Annotated in this window: 16 protein-coding genes, 1 tRNA gene and 1 riboswitch; of the genes, 14 read left to right on the top strand and 3 right to left on the bottom strand. The window is 39.9% G+C overall.

Features of this window, described 5'->3' with window-relative positions:
* Window positions 1–283: 283 nt before the first annotated feature.
* The 10 genes from CD122_RS00290 (at window position 284) to CD122_RS00335 (ending at window position 16,999) form a co-directional block, all read left to right on the top strand.
* Window positions 284–376, top strand: a tRNA-Ser gene (locus CD122_RS00290).
* 519 nt (window positions 377–895) lie between these two features.
* Complete coding sequence (locus tag CD122_RS00295) at window positions 896–4,963, top strand: SdrD B-like domain-containing protein (RefSeq protein WP_103357029.1); 4,068 nt, start codon at window positions 896–898, stop codon at window positions 4,961–4,963.
* A 227-nt stretch (window positions 4,964–5,190) separates the two neighbouring features.
* Window positions 5,191–6,816: a poly(glycerol-phosphate) alpha-glucosyltransferase gene (locus CD122_RS00300; RefSeq protein WP_103357030.1), complete on the top strand. Its 1,626-nt coding sequence runs from the start codon at window positions 5,191–5,193 to the stop codon at window positions 6,814–6,816.
* Between the two features lie 15 nt (window positions 6,817–6,831).
* Entirely contained in the window at window positions 6,832–7,092 is a 261-nt protein-coding gene (locus CD122_RS00305; RefSeq protein WP_103357031.1) for a hypothetical protein, read from the top strand.
* A 361-nt stretch (window positions 7,093–7,453) separates the two neighbouring features.
* Window positions 7,454–9,304 (top strand): anaerobic ribonucleoside-triphosphate reductase, encoded by a 1,851-nt coding sequence (gene nrdD / locus CD122_RS00310; protein WP_103357032.1) that lies wholly within the window; start codon window positions 7,454–7,456, stop codon window positions 9,302–9,304.
* Window positions 9,301–9,840, top strand: a complete 540-nt coding sequence (gene nrdG, locus CD122_RS00315; protein ID WP_103357033.1) for an anaerobic ribonucleoside-triphosphate reductase activating protein — start codon at window positions 9,301–9,303, stop codon at window positions 9,838–9,840. Before nrdD ends, nrdG begins: the two co-directional genes overlap by 4 nt.
* A gap of 128 nt (window positions 9,841–9,968) precedes the next feature.
* A riboswitch (SAM riboswitch) is annotated at window positions 9,969–10,068 on the top strand.
* A gap of 83 nt (window positions 10,069–10,151) precedes the next feature.
* A complete protein-coding gene (locus tag CD122_RS00320) occupies window positions 10,152–11,429 on the top strand; it encodes an O-acetylhomoserine aminocarboxypropyltransferase/cysteine synthase family protein (protein WP_103357034.1) in 1,278 nt (425 codons plus the stop codon).
* 214 nt (window positions 11,430–11,643) lie between these two features.
* Entirely contained in the window at window positions 11,644–13,212 is a 1,569-nt protein-coding gene (gene adcA, locus CD122_RS00325) for a zinc ABC transporter substrate-binding lipoprotein AdcA (protein WP_103357035.1), read from the top strand.
* A gap of 180 nt (window positions 13,213–13,392) precedes the next feature.
* On the top strand, window positions 13,393–14,331 hold the full coding sequence (locus CD122_RS00330) for a S41 family peptidase (protein ID WP_103357036.1): 939 nt from the start codon (window positions 13,393–13,395) through the stop codon (window positions 14,329–14,331).
* An 832-nt stretch (window positions 14,332–15,163) separates the two neighbouring features.
* Window positions 15,164–16,999 (top strand): LTA synthase family protein, encoded by a 1,836-nt coding sequence (locus CD122_RS00335; RefSeq protein ID WP_103357037.1) that lies wholly within the window; start codon window positions 15,164–15,166, stop codon window positions 16,997–16,999.
* A 301-nt stretch (window positions 17,000–17,300) separates the two neighbouring features.
* Here the strand turns inward: CD122_RS00335 and CD122_RS11720 are convergent, their stop codons facing one another.
* Entirely contained in the window at window positions 17,301–17,402 is a 102-nt protein-coding gene (locus CD122_RS11720) for a type I toxin-antitoxin system Fst family toxin (RefSeq protein ID WP_142381162.1), read from the bottom strand.
* A gap of 268 nt (window positions 17,403–17,670) precedes the next feature.
* Between CD122_RS11720 and fabG the strand changes: the two genes are divergently transcribed.
* Window positions 17,671–18,426: a 3-oxoacyl-ACP reductase FabG gene (gene fabG, locus CD122_RS00340; protein WP_103357038.1), complete on the top strand. Its 756-nt coding sequence runs from the start codon at window positions 17,671–17,673 to the stop codon at window positions 18,424–18,426.
* A gap of 188 nt (window positions 18,427–18,614) precedes the next feature.
* Window positions 18,615–18,809, top strand: coding sequence for a hypothetical protein (locus CD122_RS00345; RefSeq protein WP_103357039.1), 195 nt, complete (start codon window positions 18,615–18,617; stop codon window positions 18,807–18,809).
* A 58-nt stretch (window positions 18,810–18,867) separates the two neighbouring features.
* Here CD122_RS00345 and CD122_RS00350 read toward each other — a convergent pair whose 3' ends face one another.
* Window positions 18,868–19,803, bottom strand: coding sequence for a ketopantoate reductase family protein (locus CD122_RS00350; RefSeq protein ID WP_103357040.1), 936 nt, complete (start codon window positions 19,801–19,803; stop codon window positions 18,868–18,870).
* Window positions 19,804–20,070: 267 nt separating this feature from the next.
* Window positions 20,071–20,760, bottom strand: coding sequence for an SDR family oxidoreductase (locus CD122_RS00355; RefSeq protein WP_103357041.1), 690 nt, complete (start codon window positions 20,758–20,760; stop codon window positions 20,071–20,073).
* Between the two features lie 200 nt (window positions 20,761–20,960).
* Here CD122_RS00355 and CD122_RS00360 point away from each other — a divergent pair, with 200 nt between their 5' ends.
* Complete coding sequence (locus CD122_RS00360; RefSeq protein WP_103357042.1) at window positions 20,961–22,262, top strand: anaerobic C4-dicarboxylate transporter family protein; 1,302 nt, start codon at window positions 20,961–20,963, stop codon at window positions 22,260–22,262.
* 409 nt (window positions 22,263–22,671) lie between these two features.
* Window positions 22,672–22,914, top strand: coding sequence for a hypothetical protein (locus CD122_RS00365; RefSeq protein WP_103357043.1), 243 nt, complete (start codon window positions 22,672–22,674; stop codon window positions 22,912–22,914).
* Window positions 22,915–22,933: the final 19 nt, after the last annotated feature.

Here is a 22,933-nt window from a genome sequence, read left to right on the forward strand (position 1 = left end):
TTAGTGAGCGATGAATATCAAATGGAAGGGAGCACTACAGAAATCTCATGTGTTAACAAAGATTTCGTAGTAGTGCCCCGGCAAGGCTGACTAGGCACGAAAAAGCTTGTAAAAGCGTATTTTCATGACAGTAAGTTACTGCCATTTACAAATACGCAAACTTAAATGGAATGTCTCTATTAACGTTCCAGCGCCTGTTTTTAATCGTTTATGAAATTTTTTTGAAAATATTGTTGACATTAATCCCAAGCTATAATATTATAGTTATTGTGTTCGACGACATGGAGGAATACCCAAGTCCGGCTGAAGGGATCGGTCTTGAAAACCGACAGGGGCTTAACGGCTCGCGGGGGTTCGAATCCCTCTTCCTCCGCCATTATAAGTAAAATCCAAGACTAATAGATAAAAAGAACTGGATGATTCCAGAACGCAAAAAAGAAGTTTCTCATGAAAGCATGAGAAGCTTCTTTTTTGCGTTTATAATGATTTTTGGACGCTTTTCCTAGGCTTTTAGATATATGGTAATAGTTTTGAGTGCGTACAACAAATACATTTCCAACTTTTTGATGATTGAAATATTCTTTGAAAATAATAATAAATAAACGCATTTTTTCTTTCGTGCAAAAGCTCTAAACTTTAATTCATATTTTATATAGTCTGTTATCAAGTAATATAAGTTACTAAATATATGATTCAGTCAGAACAAGTATTGAACGTTATATGCTTGTTTTATTTATGTGTTTTTATATCGTGTACGGCTCTCTTTGCGACTTTAATAATTTTATAAAGTAATAGTTTTTTATTACTTCTTTTGGCATTATCAAAAACGATAAGTTGTTGGACAATACCTTTGTTTGGCAACTTAGTTTACGAGTAAAGTGGGAGGAATGTAATAATGACACAAAAGAAGAAACCTGGTAGTCATAGACTTGATTTCTTGCCTAACAGGTTGAATAAGTATTCGATTAGAAAATTCACAGTAGGAACAGCATCTATTTTAGTGGGGGCAACTTTATTATTCGGCTTAGGTGATGAAGCTAAAGCAGATGAAGTTGCGAATGGTGCGAATCCAACGGCACAAGATGTAGGGGATGCACAAGCGGATGAACCTGTAGCAGAACCAGCAGTAGAAAATGAAACAACAACGGAAGAAGCAACAAATACACCTGTAACAACATATAAAGAAACAGAGACGGCTGTTGAAACAGAAACACCAAACAAAGAAGAAGTAGCACCAACTGAAGCGACTGAGACAGAGACACCAGTTGCAGAGAAAGAAGTAACAGAAAAAGAGAGCGTTGAACCAACAACAGAAGTGGCTGAGCCAGCAAAACAAGAAGCAACATCGAAAGAGGCGGTTGAACCGACAACAGAAGCGGTTGTAAAACCAGTAGCGACACCAAAAGCAACAGTACGAACTGCAAATGGTGAAGCAATTCCACATGGTACATCTTTCCGTGCAGCAGGCGATAATACAGCATCAGGACGTTTAGTAAACAGCGCCGTTGTAATGGATGGCTTTAAAATTGAAAATAGACCTTTCTATCCAAACCGTGGTGAGTCTATTGATTTCAGTGGTGCATTTAGAGTAGAAGGTATGGTTCGTGAAAATGACTACTTTACATTTGTTGTACCGCATAACTTGAGTTTAGATGGTGACATTGACTACTCAAACGTTGATAACACATATGTATTACCTGATTTATATAGCAGAACAGGTGAAATTGTTGCGACAGGTTATTATGACACTGAAAGTAAAGTTGGTACTTATATCTTCACAGATTATGTAAATGATAAAGATGACGTATCTGGTCAATTTACATTACCAATTTTTGCTGACCGTCAAAATTCACCAAAAAATGGTCGCTACAATGTTGACTTTGATATGTCAGGCGAGCACTATCGTGGCACTGTAGAAATCGATTACGGTAATCCAGCACAAGGACATGATGTTTATTACGGTGCAAATATCACATCGACAATTACAGAAATTGATGTACCTTCACCGAAAAATGAATATCATCAAACAGTATACGTAAACCCAATGGGTCGTGATTTAACAAATTCATACGTTACAATTCAAGGTTATCAAGATGATCAAAACACAAGTGCGACAGTGATTAATGCAGATCAAACGAAATTGAAAATCTATGAAGTAAGAGATAAAAACCGTATCACGGACAGTTACTTCGTTAATCCGAATGATTCGAACTTAATCGATGTAACAAATGATGTAATGCCTTACGTAACATTTAACAATGACAACTCAGTAGGTATCGACTTCGGTAACATCAATAAAACATATATTGTTACAGTTGATGGTCATTATGTAGACAATGGCGAAAACGTAAAAACACGCGTGAAAATGGAAACAGAAGCACGTTACTCAGGTGAGAGAAGTACTTTCTACTGGGATAATGAAAACTTTATCTACGCAGGTTCAGGTAACGCAGATGGTAACCAACATAGAGAGCCAAAAGTACGTTTAGGTGACTACGTATGGGAAGATACTAATAGAGACGGCGCACAAGATGCGAATGAACGTGGTATCGCAGGCGTTAGAGTTATCTTGAAAAATGAAAATGGCGAAGAAATCGACCGTACAACAACAGATCAAAACGGTAAATATATCTTTGAAGAGTTGGAGAAAGGTTATTACACAGTAGAATTTGAAACACCTGCAGGTTATACACCAACAGGCGTTGATAAAGGTGGTAATGACGCGAAAGACTCGGATGGTCTTATCGTTGATGTTGATTTACAAGCAGATGACTTAACAATTGACTCTGGTTTCTATAAAGAGCCTAAGCTACGTCTTGGTGACTATGTATGGGAAGATACAGATAAAGACGGTATCCAAGATATTGATGAACGTGGTATCTCGGGCGTAACAGTTATCTTGAAAAACGACCGTGGTGAAGAAATCGATCGTACAACAACAGATGAAAATGGTAACTACATTTTTGAAGAGTTAGATCCAGGACATTACACGGTAGAATTTGGTACGCCAGACGGTTACACACCAACAAGCGTAGACCAAGGTACTAACGATGAAAAAGATTCAGACGGTCTAACAGTAGAAGTAGACCTTGAAGAAGACGACATGTCTATCGACTCAGGATTCTATAAAGAAGATTCAGACGCGGATGCTGACGCAGATGCGGATAGCGACTCTGACTCAGACTCGGATAGTGATTCCGATTCGGACAGCGATTCTGACTCAGACAGCGACTCGGATTCAGACAGCGATTCTGACTCAGACTCGGACAGCGATTCCGACTCAGATAGCGATTCCGACTCAGACAGCGACTCGGATTCAGATAGTGATTCTGACTCAGACAGCGATTCCGACTCAGACAGCGACTCAGATTCAGATAGCGATTCCGACTCAGACAGTGACTCAGACTCAGACAGTGACTCAGACTCAGATAGCGATTCTGACTCAGACAGCGATTCCGACTCAGATAGTGACTCGGACTCAGATAGTGATTCTGACTCAGACAGCGATTCCGACTCAGACAGTGACTCAGATTCAGACAGCGACTCGGATTCAGATAGCGATTCCGACTCAGATAGTGATTCCGACTCAGATAGTGATTCCGACTCAGATAGCGACTCAGACTCAGACAGTGACTCAGATTCAGACAGCGACTCGGATTCAGATAGCGACTCAGACTCAGACAGCGACTCGGATTCAGACAGCGACTCGGATTCAGACAGCGACTCGGATTCAGATAGCGACTCGGATTCAGATAGTGACTCAGACTCAGACAGCGATTCCGACTCAGACAGCGATTCTGACTCAGACAGCGACTCGGATTCAGACAGCGACTCGGATTCAGATAGCGATTCTGACTCAGATAGTGACTCAGATTCAGATAGCGATTCTGACTCAGACAGCGACTCGGATTCAGACAGCGATTCGGATTCAGATAGCGACTCAGACTCAGATAGCGATTCTGACTCAGACAGTGACTCAGATTCGGACAGCGACTCAGACTCAGACAGCGACTCAGACTCAGATAGCGATTCTGACTCAGACAGCGACTCGGATTCAGACAGTGATTCAGACTCAGACAGTGACTCGGACTCAGATAGTGACTCCGATTCAGATAGCGACTCAGACAGTGATTCCGATTCAGACAGCGACTCAGATTCGGACAGTGATTCCGACTCAGACAGCGACTCCGATTCGGACAGCGACTCGGATTCCGACTCAGACAGCGATTCGGATTCGGACAGCGACTCAGACTCAGACAGTGACTCGGATTCCGACTCAGACAGCGATTCGGATTCGGACAGCGACTCAGACTCAGACAGTGACTCAGATTCGGACAGCGATTCGGATTCAGATAGTGATTCCGACTCAGACAGCGACTCAGATTCAGACAGCGATTCCGACTCAGATAGCGACTCCGATTCAGACAGCGACTCGGATTCGGACAGCGACTCGGATTCAGACAGCGACTCAGATTCGGACAGCGATTCAGACTCAGATAGTGACTCAGATTCGGACAGCGATTCCGACTCAGATAGTGACTCGGACTCAGATAGTGATTCTGACTCAGACAGCGATTCTGACTCAGACAGCGATTCAGACTCAGACAGCGACTCGGATTCAGATAGCGATTCCGACTCAGACAGCGACTCAGACTCAGACAGCGATTCAGACTCAGACAGCGACTCGGATTCAGATAGTGATTCCGACTCAGATAGCGACTCAGACTCAGACAGTGATTCGGATTCAGACAGCGATTCCGACTCAGACAGCGATTCAGACTCAGACAGCGACTCGGATTCTGATAACGACTCTGACGCAGATGCTGACCATGATAAAGATTCACATGGCGATGCATTACCTGAAACAGGTGCAGACAATGCAAACGGCACATTATTTGGCACATTGTTTGCGGCTGTAGGTTCTCTATTCTTAGTAGGCTCACGTCGTAGAAAAAATAAATAACAGTTAATACTTGTATACAATATCGAAATATCCAATGTGTACACCGTGATATAAGGGTGCATATCATGGGTGTAGGAATTCAATCATAATCATTGGCTTTCATCGTTTGTTATGAAGTATTACAATTAAGAGTGAGGCATTTTGGTGTCTCACTCTTTCTATTAAGGATTGCAGAAATGCGAAAATACTTGTAAAGTATAGTAAATGAGACTTAAAGGAGAAAAAGTATGGCTTTAGAAAATAATATTCAAGAACTTGTGGAGATGATTGAACAAGAGGCGCTGACATATGACTATGTTTTCATTAGCTTGGGGGTTCCTGACCGCAAAGCACAAGTACGTCTTTTTAAAAATCGTCGCTATCTTGATAGAGATATTAATAAATTCTGCCAAAAGTTCAGAGAGAAAGTTGGAAAATTTCCAGAATGGATTAAGGTGGATATTGTCACAGAGACAGAATCCGTGTTATTCGATAATATTGCAGATACACTCGTCAAAACACGTCGTAACTATGTAGACTTTGGTGTCGCAATGGATAAAAATTGGCATTTAACTTTCTTACCGGAAGAGATTAATGCGAATGCGTTTGTACGTCCAAGAAAAGGAACGAAAGAGTTTTACCTATCAGAAGAGAATGTGAACAACTATTTGAAAAAATATACGAGTCATCGTAGAAAGTTCAGCACTGCTGCGTACAAAGGACAAACAGTCACAAAGTTCTACACGCAAGGCTTTATTTTCGATGGCGAAGGTGTGTTCAAACTTCACAGCAAAGGCTACCAAAAGAACTTGCGTATCGTGGAAGATTTGAACGTCGAAATGGACCGTTTAATTGCGCATAGTACGTCGTTTTTAGAAGGTATGTTGCAGCCGAATGGTCGCTATATCTATGGTTACTTCCCACATTTCGACAATACGATTAACTTCTATAATATGTTGCGTCACTCATCATCTACGTATTCTTTAATTGAGGGATTATCTTATTTAGGAAAAGACTTAACACCAGCTGAGCGCGCGATTGAATATGTCATTGATAACTATATTGCGACAGATGACACGGGTGCGAAGTTTGTGTTTGATGATACGGAAAATATTAACGAGATCAAACTCGGTCAAAACGCGGCATTTATTTTTACAGTTTGTGAATATTTGAAACATGGCGGTCAAAATAAAGAATACTTGAAGCATGCACAAGGTGTTGCGGAAGGTATTTTGAAGATGATCAATCCTGAGACGGGTGAAACCGTACATATTTTAAATTATCCAGACTTTGCGGTTAAAGAAAAGTTCCGAATCGTGTACTATGATGGTGAGGCTGCATTAGGTTTATTACGTCTGTATCAACAAGACAATGATGAACGCTGGCTTAAAACGGTTCAAACACTTTTTGAACACTTCATTAAAAATGATTATTGGAAGTATCATGACCACTGGCTCGGTTATTGTACAAATGAACTTGTGCAAGTCGTACCAGAAGAGAAATACTTCAGATTTGGTATTAACAACGTAAGTTCATATTTAGACTATATGAAACAAAGGGAGACAACCTTCCCAACGTTCTTAGAGATGTTAATGGCAACGTATCACTTAGTTGAAAAAGCAAAAACATCAGGCTATCAGCACTTAGTGGATGAACTATTAGACGAAGAGAAGTTCTTAGATACGATTCATACACGTGCAGATTACGAGCGTACAGGCTTCTTCTATCCAGAGATTGTCATGTATTTCAAAAAGCCAAGCCGTGTATTGAATAGTTTCTTCATTAAACACCATGGCTACCGTGTACGAATCGATGATATTGAGCATTACTTATCAGGTTACGTTCAATATCAACATGTATTTAAAAAAGCGTAATAAGGAGTTTGACAGATGACAGAAGAAAAAGTAAAACGAGAAGATGTCGTCGAAGAAAAACACGAAGATCCCAATGCGGAGATTAACAAAGAAATCGAAGCAGAGTTATTAGCGTATTTAGAAAATGGCGAGCAAGAAGAGAAGAAAGAAAAGAAAAAATATAAGTCAGCAATGTTTATTACAACGTTGATCATTGTAATTTTGTATCTAGTGAAGTTCAGTAAAAAGATGTTCCTTATTTATTACGGACTGTCACTCGCTGGTTTGATACATTAGTGGTGGAATTGAAAAAGGGCAATGCGTTTTGTTGAGTGAGACGCATTGTCCTTTTTGCCGTGCTTATAGGGGAGTGGACATTAACAAGAATAATCATTTTAAATATGAGATTTCATACCTAGTCAGCCTTGCCGGGGTGGGACGACGGGGCTGGGACACAATAAATTTAAGCACTGGGAAACCGATAAAGGGTGTCCCACCACCATGTATCAATATGTAAAAAATTGTGCCATATGGAAAGTTCACATAACGTTCTTAAAGAAATGACAAATCGGTTAACGCCTTTGTTGTGAGTTGAAAATACTATATATAGTGCCTAAAATGAATATCAGACACTATATATAGAAAGAAGCGTGGGTGTATGACACAATTAGAAAGAGATCTACATGGGTTGATGACGAAGGATCCAACAATTGTGAATGAAAACGCCAATAAAGATAGTCAGACATTCGCAACGATGCGTGACCTAACGGCAGGGGTTGTATCTAAGTCGTATGGTTTACAACATCTTTTACCAGAACACGTTGCGGTGGCACATCAATCGGGCGATATTCACTTTCATGATTTGGATTATCATCCATTTCAACCGTTAACGAATTGTTGCTTAATTGATGCTGAAGGGATGTTGGCACAAGGTTTTCAAATCGGCAATGCGCATGTAACGTCGCCGAAATCGATTCAAACAGCTGCTGCACAGTTAGTACAAATGATTGCTAACGTATCAAGCAGTCAATATGGTGGCTGTACAATTGATCGCATTGATGAAGTATTAAGTACATATGCTATACATAATGAACGTAAACATCGTGCTGTCGCGGAAAAGTACGTCAGCGCTGAAGATATTGAACGCTATGTAGATGAACAAGTAACACAAGATATTTTTGCGGCAATTGAGAGCTTAGAATATGAAGTGAACACGTTGTATACCTCAAACGGTCAAACACCTTTTGTGACATTTGGCTTTGGACTTGGTACGGATGAGATGAGTCGTAAAATTCAACAGGCCATTTTACAAACACGTATTAAAGGGTTAGGAAAGGACCGCGTGACAGCTATTTTCCCAAAACTCGTGTTTTCAATTAAGAAAGGTGTGAACTTTGCGCCGACAGATCCGAACTACGATGTGAAACAATTAGCGTTGGAATGTTCGATGAAGCGCATGTATCCGGATATTTTAAACTATGACAAGACGGTGGAACTGTTAGGAGATTTTAAAGCGCCGATGGGATGTCGTTCATTTCTACCTGCCTGGCAAAATGCGCAAGGCGAATATGAAAATGGTGGGCGCTGTAACTTAGGGGTTGTCACGTTGAATTTACCGCGTATTGCGTTGGAATCTAAAGGCGACCAATCACGATTTTGGTCAATTTTTGAGAAACGTATGGATGTCTTACATGATGCATTAGCTTTCCGAATCGAACGTGTGAAACAAGCTGAGCCTAATAATGCGCCAATTTTATACAAACATGGTGCGTTTAAATATCGTTTACAAGAACAAGATGACGTGTTTACTTTATTCGATCATCAACGTGCGACAATTTCAATGGGATATATTGGACTCTATGAAGTGGCGACGGTGTTCTATGGACCGAATTGGGAAACGAATCCTGAAGCCAAGGCGTTTACCATTGATATTTTAAAAGCGATGCGTGACTATCAATATGCTTGGACGGATGAACATGATGTATGGTTTAGCATTTATAGTACGCCAAGTGAGTCGTTGACAGATCGTTTTTGTCGCTTGGATTACGAGCAGTTTGGTTCTGTGCCAGATGTGACGGACAAGGGTTATTATCAAAACTCCTTCCATTATGATGTGCGTAAAGATGTGACGCCATTTGAGAAGTTAGACTTTGAACAAGACTACCCGCACTATGCCAGCGGTGGTTACATTCATTATTGCGAGTATCCGAAGTTAGACCATAACAAAAAAGCGTTAGAAGCGGTGTGGGATTATGCCTATGATCGCGTGAGTTATTTGGGAACGAATATTCCGATTGATCATTGTTACGACTGTGGCTTTGAGGGTGACTTCGATACGACAGAAACAGGTTATCGTTGTCCGAACTGTGGCAACCAAAATCCTGAGACGGTAGATGTTGTGAAGCGTACGTGTGGTTATCTCGGTAATCCCGTGCAACGTCCAACGATTGAAGGGCGCCATAAAGAGATTTGTGCGCGTGTGAAACATATGAAGGTGCCAAAGTCGTGACAACTGCACAAGTGATACGGGGAGCTGGCTATGTCGCTAAGATTGAAACGCACAGCTTTGTTGATGGAGAAGGTGTGCGTTGCAGTCTTTACGTGTCGGGATGTCCATTTCGTTGCCCAGGGTGTTATAACGTCGCAGCACAGCACTTTCGTTATGGCGAACCATTTAGTGATGCGATGATTGACGAAGTGATAACCGCATGCGAACCGTCTTATATTTCAGGGCTCAGCATTTTAGGTGGCGAACCTTTTTGTAACTTAGCCGTCGTCATCCCGCTTATCCGTGCATTCCGTCAGCACTTTGGACGTACGAAAGATATTTGGGTGTGGACGGGCTATCAGTTAGAATATTTATGGCGTCAGACGGATGAACGCAAGGCAGTGTTACAAGACATTGATATGTTGGTAGACGGTATGTTTGTTCAAAAATTGTATCGACCGAATCTCGCTTATCGCGGCTCACTCAATCAGCGGGTTATTCATATGCCAACCTATATGCGAACACACTCGGTCGCACAAGCAATTTATGTGGAATAAGCACATCGAATGCCACCGGTTATAAAAGTTGAATATTTTTATCGGAATTAAAGAAAAACCTCTTGACTGTCGGAATTTTCTGATATATGATAACAATACTATTTTAACAACTGCATATAACGAATTATTTCTTATCAAGATTGGTGAAGGGACAGGCCCGATGAAACCAGGCAACCTATTGAGTTAGGTGCTAATTCCTGCAGGTGAGATGAACCTGAGAGATAAGTTGTCATTTATTTAGAAGCGTACACAGAATCTTGATATTCATTGAGATATTTGTGGCGCTTTTTTAATTATAGGGGGTAAAAATCATGACAGAATCATACAAATTTGAAACGTTACAATTGCACGCAGGACAAGAAGTAGATGCGGTATCAAAATCACGCGCATTGCCGATTTATCAAACGACGTCTTTTACATTTGATGATACCGCATATGCGGCGAGCTTATTTGGCTTAGAAGAACTCGGCAATATTTATACGCGACTGACGAATCCGACAACGGCTGTTCTAGAAACACGTGTTGCAGAACTAGAAGGAGGTGTCGCAGGTGTTGCCGTTGCATCAGGTATGGCGGCGATTACGTATGCGATTCAAGCGGTTGCGCAACAGGGAGATCACATTATCGCAAGTGACAAACTTTACGGTGGTACACATACGTTATTGACGCATACATTGCCGAAGTTTGGTATTGAGGTGACGTTAGTCGATACGTCAACGATTGATAGTATTCAAGCAGCTATCCGCCCGAATACGAAAGGGGTATTTATTGAGACAATTGGTAATCCTGAAGGGAATATTGATGACTTTGATGCAATCTCAGCACTGACAAAACAGGAAGGCATTGTGCTTATCGTGGACAACACGTTTGCGACACCGTATTTATTCCGTCCAATTGACCATGGCGCGAACATTGTCGTGCACTCGGCAACGAAATTTATCGGTGGACACGGAACATCAATGGGTGGTGTGATTGTCGATGGTGGTAACTTTGACTGGGGTAACGGTAAGTTCCCAGGCTTGAGTGAACCGGATGCTTCCTACCATGGATTAGTGTTCCATGAAGCGTTCGGACCAGCAGCATTAGCTTTTAAAATCCGTACAACATTGTTAAGAGATACCGGCGCTGCATTGTCGCCATTTAATGCATTTTTATTAACACAAGGATTAGAAACATTATCATTGCGTGTGGAACGCCACGTGGAAAATGCTGAAAAAGTGGCGCGTTATTTAGAACAACATGAACAAGTTGCATGGGTAAAATATGCAGGCTTACCGTCAAGCCCATATTATGAAAACAAGCAACGCTATTTACCAAAAGGTGCGAGTGCTATCTTTACATTTGGTGTCAAAGGCGGCTATGAAGCGGGCAAAAAATTTATCGAAGGCTTATCACTCTTTTCATTATTAGCCAATGTTGGGGATGCGAAATCACTCGTCATCCATCCAGCATCGACAACACATCAACAGTTAACTGAGGAAGAGCAACGTGCGGCAGGCATTGAACCAGAAACCATTCGCCTATCAATCGGACTCGAACATATAGATGATATTATTGCCGACTTAGAACGAGGATTTGCGGCAATTTAATAGACATTCGGCAGTAGTGCGTCAACGTCAGACAGCTACTGTCGTTTTTTAGGTGAGCCATTATTAATTTGGACACTGGGAAGTCAGTAAACGGTGTCACGCAAAGCAGAATTTGACCGCAACCTAAAAAATAAAAAACGTCATTGCACATTTGTAGCGTCTCATGTATAATTCTAATCGTAATGATTACTATTTGAAGGAAGGCGTCCTATAAATGAAGAAAAGTTTAAAAGTAGTAGCTACGGCAGCATTAGCAAGCACTTTGTTAGTGGCATGCGGGCAATCAGATGATAATAAAGCTGCTTCAGGCGATAAGTTGAAAGTAACAACAACGGTTTATCCACTTCAATCTTTCGTGAAACAAATTGGTGGGAAGCACGTTGAAGTAGATTCAATTTACCCTAAAGGTGCGGACCTGCATAGCTTCGAGCCGTCACAAAAAGATATTATTGATGCGAGTAAGTCAGACGTGTTCGTATACACAGGCGATAACTTAGACCCTGTTGCGAAAAAAGTAGCAGGCGCAATCAAAAAAGATGACCACAAGTTATCATTAGAGGATAAACTTGATAAGTCAGAACTATTAACAGACCAACACGAACATGAGCATGAAGGGGAAGATCATGATCATGAAGCGGAAGGTCACGACCACGAGTCAGAAGAACATGAACATCATCACCATGGTGGTTACGATCCACACGTATGGTTAGATCCAAACATGGATGAGGAATTTGTAAAAGCGATTCGTGACGACTTAAGCAAGCGCGATCCAGAGCATAAAAAAGAATACAAAGAGAACGCAGACAAGTTATTAAAAGACTTAGATCAACTTGACGACAAAATGAAACAAGCGACAAAAGATCATCAAGGTCATGCGGTATTCGTCTCACATGAATCTCTTGGTTACTTAGCAGATCGCTACGGTTTCGTTCAAAAAGGTGTTCAAAGCTTAAATGCGGAAGACCCATCACAACAAGAATTAACAAAAATCGTTGAAGAGATTAACGACACAGGTGCGAAATACATCTTATACGAAGAAAACGTTGCGAATAAAGTCACAGATACGATTCGTAAAGAAACAGATGCGAAACCATTGAAATTCAACAACATGGAAGCCGTATCTAAAGACCAAGCGAAAGATGCGACATATCAATCATTAATGGAAGAAAACATCAAAAACATTGAAAAAGCACTGAACGACAAAATTAAAGTTGAAGATGACAAAGCGGCAGACAAACATTCAAAAGCCATTCAAGATGGTTACTTCAAAGATAGCCAAGTCAAAGACCGTACATTATCTGACTATGCAGGTGATTGGCAATCAGTGTACCCATTATTGAAAGATGGTACATTAGACGAAGTGTTTGAACATAAAGCTGAAGAAAAAGGCGACAAGTCAGCGAAAGAATATAAAGCATATTACGACACAGGTTACAAAACAGATATCGAAAAAATTAAAATCACAGATGACAGCATTACATTTACAAAAAATGGTAAGTCTATGACAGGTACTTACAAATATGATGGTAAAGACATCTTACAATACGAAGGTGGAAACCGTGGTGTGCGTTACACATTCAAATTAGACGGTGAAGGTTCTAAAGACTTACCGAAATACGTACAGTTTAGCGACCACAACATCGCACCAGTGAAAACAGGTCACTACCATATCTTTATGGGTAACGACCGTGACAAAGTCTTAAAAGAATTAGACAACTGGCCAACATATTACCCAGCTGACCTTTCTAAAGAAGAAGTAAAAGACGAAATGTTAGCACACTAATTCATGATAAGCATCTATGACAGGCGTGAATGCCCGTCATAGGTGTTTTTTTGTTGTTTGATCATCCAGAGGACGCGGATGCTTTCAAACAGCGCTATAATGATTTAAATATTGAACCATATTACGTGTGTGAAGCGTGATATAATTGAACCGATAATAGTTACACAAGGAGCGTTGAAGATGAAAAAGATACTGTTGTGGGTTATCGGGGTTTTTGCTGTTTTAGCTGTGACACTGTTCTTTTTACTCAAAACATATGGCCCATATTATAACCTTTATGTTACGAAACCATCGACGAAAGAATATGTCAAAATTGCGCTAACACAGATGGAGCATCAAGGTCTCTATGCACAAGGTGACAAATGGGAACGTGCCAAAGCAGAAGCTTATAAAGCAACATCAGGCGCAAAATCGTATGACGAGACACACGATGCGTTGGAAAAAGCATTAAAAGTTGCAGGTGGAAAACATTCATTCCTTCAAACAGCGCGTGAACAACACGATGATAAGTACGAGGTAGTGTATCCGACGAGTAAAATGCACGGACAGACACTTGTACTAGACTTACCAGGCTTTATTGGTAGTGAAAAAGAGGCGAAACGTTACGCGACGACACTGAATGATGCGTTAGAAAAGCACGATTATAAACGTGTGATTGTCAATTTACAGGACAATGACGGTGGTGATATGGGACCGATGATTGCCGGCCTATCTAAGATTATTCCTGATGGTACACTGATGTCATGGATTGATCGAGACGGTAATCACTTTGATGCCACATTGAAAGACGGCAAAGTAACAGGCGGTGGGACAGATGTACAAGTCAAAGCAGGCAAGAAAGACTTAACAACACCTGTTGATGTGTTAATCGGTAAGAAAACCGCAAGTTCAGGTGAAATCACAGCACTCGCGTTCAAAGGGCGCCCGCACACGCAGTTTATCGGTAAAAACAGTGCGACCTATACAACCGCAAATACGACCATTCGTTTCTTTGACGGAACAGAAATGAATATTACCAATTATAAAATTAAAGACCGAACAGGCGTCTATTATGAAAATGACCCAGTGCGCCCAGATATTGACAGTGATCAAGCACTTGAAACAGCGTTAAGCGCATAACATATAAAAAGGCATGTGAACAAAGATACATCATGGAAGATGATCTTGTCACATGCCTTTTACTGTGATCGGTTATTCATATTTGAGTATATTTTCGATGTGCGAATGCGACAGGGACTTGCGAGGTTGGCATACTATTACGCATAAAAAATAATGTCCAGTCTCGAAGTACTATCATTGTAATGGATAGATATGTTGAAATCATGATGTTGTCATACCACTACGCTCTCCAAAATAGCGATATAATATCAACGCAAAGTTCCCCAGATTTTGCGTGGCTGTCGTTATAACATATACAGAATCATGATAGCTTTACTACTTTTATTGAGGGTTAGTAAGACCTCCCTAATGTACTAATGACAGATGTAAGCTATACATCGTCATACAGCTACTGCCAAACGTATACAAAGACAGTGCACGTGATGTCTCATGAGTATTTTCAACTTTTGGGTATATCACAAAGGATCGTATGAGTGATAAAAATGTTTGGTGACATTAAAATACAGAAGTGATAACTTAACGAACTGCTCAAAGGGTAGTAGCCACCCAAGTTAGAAGATAAATAGAAGTTGTATAAACGTACTAAAGTGAATTTGATTTAAAAAGCAATTATGTTTTCTTGTAAATTAGTATAGCGTCGGCCCGCGATTTTTGCAACCGTTTTCTTTTCTTGGAGCATAATGTTAAGCACTTTATTGTTAAAGTAATTTTAAGCAATTAAATGGACACCGATTGTTCACGAAGATACGCCAGAAATAGCATGACAATCTGTTGTATTACAGTGTAAAATATAAAAGGATTATATTCGATAACATGGAGGTATTAACAGAAAATGCAATGGCTCATTTATCTTTTAGTAGGTGTCTTATGCACAGTGCTTGATAGTGTATTTATGAAACGCACACAGACGATTGGTCGTTTGAGCAGAAAAGCATTATTTTATACTGTTGTAATTAATGTTTTCACACTTGGCTTGTTCGTCATCGTATTAGGGCGCCCAGATAGTGTGGAAGCTGCGACTTATAAAACAGTATTTGCAGTCTATTATTTAGGTGTTGCGCTTGCCATAGGTCTCGTTTGGATCGGCATCAAATATTTATTACAACGCCAAACACTTGTTCAATTCCGTGAAACAACTGTAAAGCGTAGATGGCTTGATGTACTCGTTAAAGTAGTCATCTTACTTTTTACGATTATCGGACTACTCGTCGTATTTTTTGCAGACTGGTTTATTGATTATTTTGGTAACATCACACCAGAACAATTTCTATTCAACCTCAAGTCGCCAATTAAAGGGACGTCAGACGGTATGGTGGCAGAAATCTTTCGCACACCAATTCTAAAGTCATTGTTTTTTGCGATACCAATAGTTATTTTAGTGGTGTATAACCGTTACGATATCGTTTGGCAGAAGCATCGCACGCTACTCAAACGCACAGTCGGTAAATCATTATTGCTTCTAATTGCTTTTGCGGTACTCGTGTCAGGTGTTACATACGGTTCTAAAAAATTACGCCTGCCAGAAGTATATGAGGCATACGCGAAAGATTCACAATATATTAAACAAAACTATGTCGCACCAACGACAAAACAGTACCAATTCCCAGAAAAGAAACGTAACTTGGTACACATTTATTTAGAATCTGTCGAGAACTCGTATTTATCGAAGGATTTGGGCGGCTATATGCACGAAAACTTAATGCCTGAGTTAACCGCATTATCAAAAGAAGGCGTGCATTTCTCTGATACAAAAGACCCATTCGGTGGTCCATATCAAACTTATGGTTCAAGTTGGTCAGTTGCAGGTATGATCAATATGGGCATGGGTATTCCACTTAAAATTCCAATGAACGGTAACAGCTATGGTAAGTCGGGTTACTTCTTGCCAGGTGCACGTGGTCTCGGAGATATTTTACAGGAAGAAGGCTATGAACAAACAATTATGTTCGGTGCCGATGCGGACTTCGGTGGTTTAACAACGTATTTCAAATCACACGGAAACTTCAATATTTGGGATTGGAAGTATGCGCAAGCGAACGGCTATATTCCAAAAGATTACAAAGTATGGTGGGGATTTGAAGATGACAAGCTGTATGACTTCGCAAAACAAGAAATTACACGTTTGTCACAAACAGGTAAGCCATTCAACTTTACAATGGAAACAGCAGACACGCATTTCCCAGATGGTTATGTGTCTAAAAACACGCCAACGCCACGTGATAATCAGTATGCGAACGTAATTGCATATTCAACATCAGAAGCGGTCGAATTCGTACGTTGGATCCAACAGCAACCGTTTTATGAAGATACAACGATTGTTATCACGGGTGACCATCTCAGCATGGATAAAAAGTTCTTTAAAAACTTCGCTCCAAACTATAAACGTGACATCTTTAACTTGATTCTGAACCCTGCCAAAGAACCAGAGAAAGTGCAGAATCGTAAGTTTGCGCCGTTAGATATGTTTCCAACAATTTTATCGAGCATGGGCGTAGAAATTAAGGGTGATCGCTTAGGTCTAGGAACAGACTTATTCTCAGATACGCCAACATTGATTGAACGTGACGGTATCAAGAAGTTTGATCATGAAATTAGCGTGAACAGTAACTACTACAACAAACAGTTTGTGAACGAACGTGGTTCAGGCAAACAAAAAGTAGAGCAATAATTGAAATGGAGAGGCCTTCTTGAGTAGAAATCCTCTCCATTAACTATTATATGGCTCAACGAATTAGATGCAGCAACTATAAGAAAATCTAATTAACGTTATTTTATAAAAGAGTGTTGGATAGCGAAGGGTGCGAGAGGTTATATAGGTATAGCTATGTTTATTGACATCTTTATCCATATAGATATAATGTAAATAAGTTGAGTAAAGAGTGATTTGACATTCATATTGAAACACCAAGGGCCACCTACTAGTTGCGATAGTAGATGGCGCTTTTTTGGTAATTGGTTTTTGACAGTCATCAACGCTTACGCTTGTCTAACCAATGTGTGTAAGTCGTGAGTACAATACCGATAATGATTGGGGCAACAAGTGTTGAGTATAGAACTGATATGACACTCATTTTGAATCACCTTCTAACGTGTCTGGCTTCAACAGTTAGGGTGTTGATGACGTTAATTATTATATCGAGATAATGAATTTGTTGTTATTTAAAAATAATGAATATATGTATTTAAACTGGTTAACATCTTATTAAACACGGTTACTCAGAAGCGATCGTCAAAGCCGCATTTGTCATAGAATTGTTGCGATTTTCTTGTCTAACGCACCTGATTATAGGGGATACTATAAGTGAAAGCGTTTTAAAATAGAGAAAGGTGGCAATTGTTATGATTAACTTATCAGGTCAAATCGCATTGGTAACAGGTGGTGCCAATGGTATTGGTAAAGGCATTGTGGAGGCCTTGGCGCAAGCAGGCGCAAAAGTGATTGTAGGTGATATTGATACGGTCGCGGGACAACAAACGGCAGATGACGTACAAGGACATTTCTATGAGTTAGATGTTACGGATAAAACGCGTGTAGAAGCGGTTGTCGCTGATATTGTAGCGCAACATGGACGCATTGATATTTTGGCTGCGAATACAGGTGTCTATCCGCAAATTTCTATTGAGACGATGACGGAAGCGGATTGGGATCATATTCAAAATATCAACTTGAAAGGGACATTCCTTGTGACACAAGCGGTTCTTGCGGTGATGAAGGCGCAAGGTTATGGACGTGTGGTATTAACATCTTCTGTGACAGGTCCAATTACGGGTTATCCTGGATGGGCGCATTACGGTGCAACAAAGGCTGGACAGCTCGGCTTTATGCGTAGTGCAGCGTTAGAATATGCGAAATATGGCATCACGATTAATGCGGTGCAACCAGGTAATGTCCTGACAGATGGCTTAAAAGCACAAGGCGAGGCATATTTAGAAGGGACACGCAAGATTATCCCAACGCATGAACTTGGAGAACCTTTTGATATTGGTTATGCGGTGGCATTTTTCGCAAGTCCACCAGCAAAATTTATTACGGGTCAAAGCCTTGTGATTGATGGTGGTCAAATCTTGCCAGAAGAACCCGATGCGATTATTTAATCAATGATGGAAAATGTGGCGTAACGACTGATAAATAAGTTGTTGCGCTATGTTTTTTATTGAATTTCAAAATATTCACCTAATATTGATTTGAAAATTAGTTTATTGTAAAATTTATATAGACAAACTTTCGTCATAAAACAAAAGGGAAGCTACATATTTTATTTTACAAAGGGGCTAACATCATTATGAATAACAAATTATTTATTAACGTCATTGTCATTGCCTTACTATTAATTGTTTGTCCACCATTATTATTTTCAACATCAATGAGTGGCCAAGTATTGCTATTTATTATTGGCAGTGTCGGTATTATTTTTGCGATTGTTAATTTAGTTTTCACTTTACGTTACATTGATAAATCAGATTTTACAGGTTGGTAAGCCTAACAAATAAAGCGTGACACGATGACTTAGAGAAGTTGTCGTGCCACGCTTTTTGTTATTTAACGTATCGCATTTCAAGTTGATGGATGAGGTGTGTCAACATATCGTTATTAGGTGTTGGAATATTGGCTTCACGTCCGTATTTACTAATCTGTCCATTTAAGTAATCGACTTCAGTATAACGTCCGTTGTATAAGTCTTGATGCATTGATGGATAGTGTAGGCCCTGTGTTTCTTTAGGATAAGCAGCTTCAATTTTCTCAAGTAAAGCTGCACCGTCAAGCTCAACGTTACGCGCTTTAGCAACGGCGACAATTTCATCAATCACCGGTGTGACCATAGCACGTGCATGTTCATAGCTGCCGAATTCATAAATGGTTTTGTTGAGAATACTACATAATGGATTTAATACGCTATTCAATGTAGCTTTAGACCAAATAGATTGGAACACATTGTCGCTAATTTTAGAGTTTAAGCCTGCATCATTGAAGATTTGATTGATTGTTTCTGTACGTTGATCGGCTTGACCGTCTGCGCGTTGGAGTTCAATGCTGCCTTGTCCTTCAAGTAAAATTTGCCCCGGTCCACGCATGCCAGCCGTCCACATTGTTACTGCTAGAAAGACTTGTTCACGTGGAACGATTTTCGCGAAACGTTCATCATGACCGAGTCCGTTCATCATTGTTAGGATTGCTGTGTCTTGATGAATCGCACCCTTATCCTTTAATTGATGAATCATCTCTTCAGATTGCATCGATTTTGTTAAAATAATGATTAAATCAAATGCACCTGTCACATCTTTTGGTAAAACGGCAGGGATGTCTACGATGTATGTATTTGTTTCTGTCTGAACTTCTAACCCCTTATTATTAATCGCTTGAACATGATCTGGCCACGTATCAATTAATGTCACATCGTAGCCTGCTTGTTTAATGTAGCTACCGATACGACTTCCCATAGCACCTGCGCCAGCAATTGCAATTTTCGTCATAATACATCCTCCTTATCCTGTTTGAAAACGTTTAATTTAAGTTTAGAATTTTGGCAAAGTTATGTCAATTGTGTGGCGTAAAAAAGGCGTGGCGATATGATTAGGGAGTATATCTTAAGTGGGATGATCGATGGAGGTGGCAGTAGATGAGTGGGGTGGGACCAAGGGGTTTTTTAGAAAATGAGATTCCTGTCCCACGCCCCAACTCAACCTTGCCGGGTGGGGCTAGATTGTTTATGAGAAAGCCGACACCCTAAATAGATAATGTTATACCGGACGCACGGTAATTTCGTTTACGTTAACGTGTGCAGGTTGTGTTAATGCGTATACAACTGCATCGGCGATATTGGCAGCTTCCAGCATTTTACGGTCGCCGAAGTCATAGCCTGTGTTAAGTGGTGTATCAACCATACCTGGTGAAATGCTTGTTGCACGAATGCCTGTGCGTGCCAGTTCTTTTTCAAGACCTTGTGTGATAGCGTGGACAGCTGCTTTTGTTGCGCTATACAATGTGCTCACTTTTGTCACTTCAAAGCCTGAGATAGACGCAATATTAATGATATGTCCGCTAGATTGCGCTTGAAGATGTGGCATTACCGCATTAATTGTATACAGTGTGCCTTTAATGTTGACGTCAATCATCGCATCCCAGCCGGTTACATCGCCTTTCGTAATAGCTGAAGATGTCATTAATCCAGCGCTGTTCACGACAATATCCACTTGTCCAAAGTGTTCAATTGTGTGTTGAATCGCTTGTTCAACAGCTGCACGGTCTGTCACGTCAGTTGGAATAATGAGTGCATCCGTAAAGTTATCGGCAATCGCATTCATTTTGTCTTCATCACGTGATAGTAGTGCCACTTTCGCGCCGTTGTCATTCAGTTTTTGTGCAATGGCAGCACCAATCCCACTGCTTGCGCCTGTTATGACGGCTACTTTATCTTTAATCGTTTCCATGTTGTAGTCCACCTTTCAAAATCAACTGTTAGTTCGTTCATAACCTAACACATCCTAAAATTTAAAGAAAACAAACTGCTCTTGTAATAACTGTTAGATGTTAACAAATATGTCAAAAAGCGTATAAAAAACACGTTATCATGGCATTAGTATTATGTTAAAATATTCACATTGAAAACATAGAAAGAGGAAGAAAAAGAATGCTTCTTTTTAGTATAGAAATTATAATTATGGTGCTTGCGATCGTACTTGGTTTACGTACAGCAGGTGCTCTTGGATGTGGAATTTTTGCGATTGTCGCACAGTTAGTCATGATATTTGGTTTTGGCTTGCCACCAGGTTCAGCACCGGTAACAGCAGTGTTAATCATTTTATCGATTGGGATTGCAGGTGGGACGCTTCAAGCAACAGGTGGTATTGATTATTTAGTACACTTGGCATCAAAAGTAATCGAGCGTTTCCCAAAATCAATTATCTTTATTGCGCCGATGATCGTCTTTTTATTTGTATTCGGTATTGGTACAGCAAATATTGCATTATCGTTAGAACCGATTATTGCGAAAACGGCGTTAAAAGCACGTATTAAACCGAAAAAGCCGTTAACAGCATCTGTTTTAACGGCGAATATCGCATTGTTATGTAGCCCGGCAGCTTCAGCTACAGCATATATGATTTCTGAATTTGCGGGATTAGGCATTACAATGGGACAATACTTGTCGATTGTTTTACCAACAGCACTGATTAGTATGGTGATATTGAGTGTGTTCATTACACTCGTTGGCCAAACTAAAATGGACGAACGCCAAGCACAGACGATGCTCCAAAAAATTGTTGAAGATGAGTCAACGAAGACATATTCAACACGTGTTAAAATCGGCGTACTGTCATTTATCGTAGCAGTTGGCTGTATTCTAACATTTGGTATCTTCCCAGAACTCGGTCCATCTTTCAAAATTGATGGAGAGATTGTGAAGTTACAAATGACTGACCTTGTACAACTCTTTATGTACATGAGTGCGATGGTCAATCTGTTATTAATTAAGATTCAACCGAATGAAATTTTGAATTCACATATTACACAAGCAGCAATCGGTGCTTTATTTGCGGTGTTAGGACCAGGTTGGTTAGGGGCGACTATTTTTAGTGCGCCATCGAACCGTGACATTATGGAAACGCAAATCGGTGGCCTTGTTGAACAAGCACCATGGCTGTTAATTTTATTCGTTGGGCTTGTCTCAATGGTAGTCATTTCACAGTCAGCGACAGCATCAATCATGGTACCAATTGTGATTACGTTAGGTATTCCACCTACGTTCTTCTTAGCAATTGTACAAACACTGAATGTTAACTTTGTGATTCCAGCACAACCAACGATTTTATTTGCGGTAGATGTTGATGAAACACGTTCAACGAAAACAACCAGCTTCTTACTGCCAGGCTTTTTCTTAATTGCGACAACGGTATGTGTCGGCTTAACAATCAAAACAATTTTAGGATTATAAATGATTCCATCAAGTGTGTAGATGCTTTCAGTCTACATGCTTGTTTTTTTATATCATTCGTAAGCAGATTGCTAGATATTGTGTATACTTACTATGTTATACTCACAGCACACTGAATAAATTAATTGATTTTTTTGAATCTGATTGTATAAATTTAATATAAAATTGTGTTATAATATGTTTACAGTGTTAATTATTTTCATATTTTTAATTCTTTTGGCCTACGTTCTCCCCATAGTAACGTGGGCTATTTTTTGTGCATTTATTTCCTTCATTTTATTTTCTACATACGATAATCCTCTTTTTAACATAATTATGTCAAATTTATGAATAGCCAGTATTATTTAAGGGTAAACGATTTCAGAGAGTATTATTTACTGATTTAAACTTTTTATAGGAGTTGAAATGAATGGGAAAGAAAATTTTAGCAGTTATTTTAGGAATTGTAACACTTATTACAGCTTGGAGTACCATTAAAATGTTTTTAGCTATGGCACATACTGGTAATTCCTTATATGTGAGTTATGCACCACTTCCAATTCAATTGATGAACCCGAACTTTACTGTGATTCTTATTTCGGCAGTTATTTATACATTGATAACGATTGTATTAGCAATTATCACAGTAAAATTAGGCAAATCTCAAAGCTAGTTTTGTTTTCGTAATTTGT

It is taken from the genome of Staphylococcus rostri (assembly GCF_002902145.1).
Taxonomy (GTDB): Bacteria; Bacillota; Bacilli; order Staphylococcales; family Staphylococcaceae; genus Staphylococcus; species Staphylococcus rostri.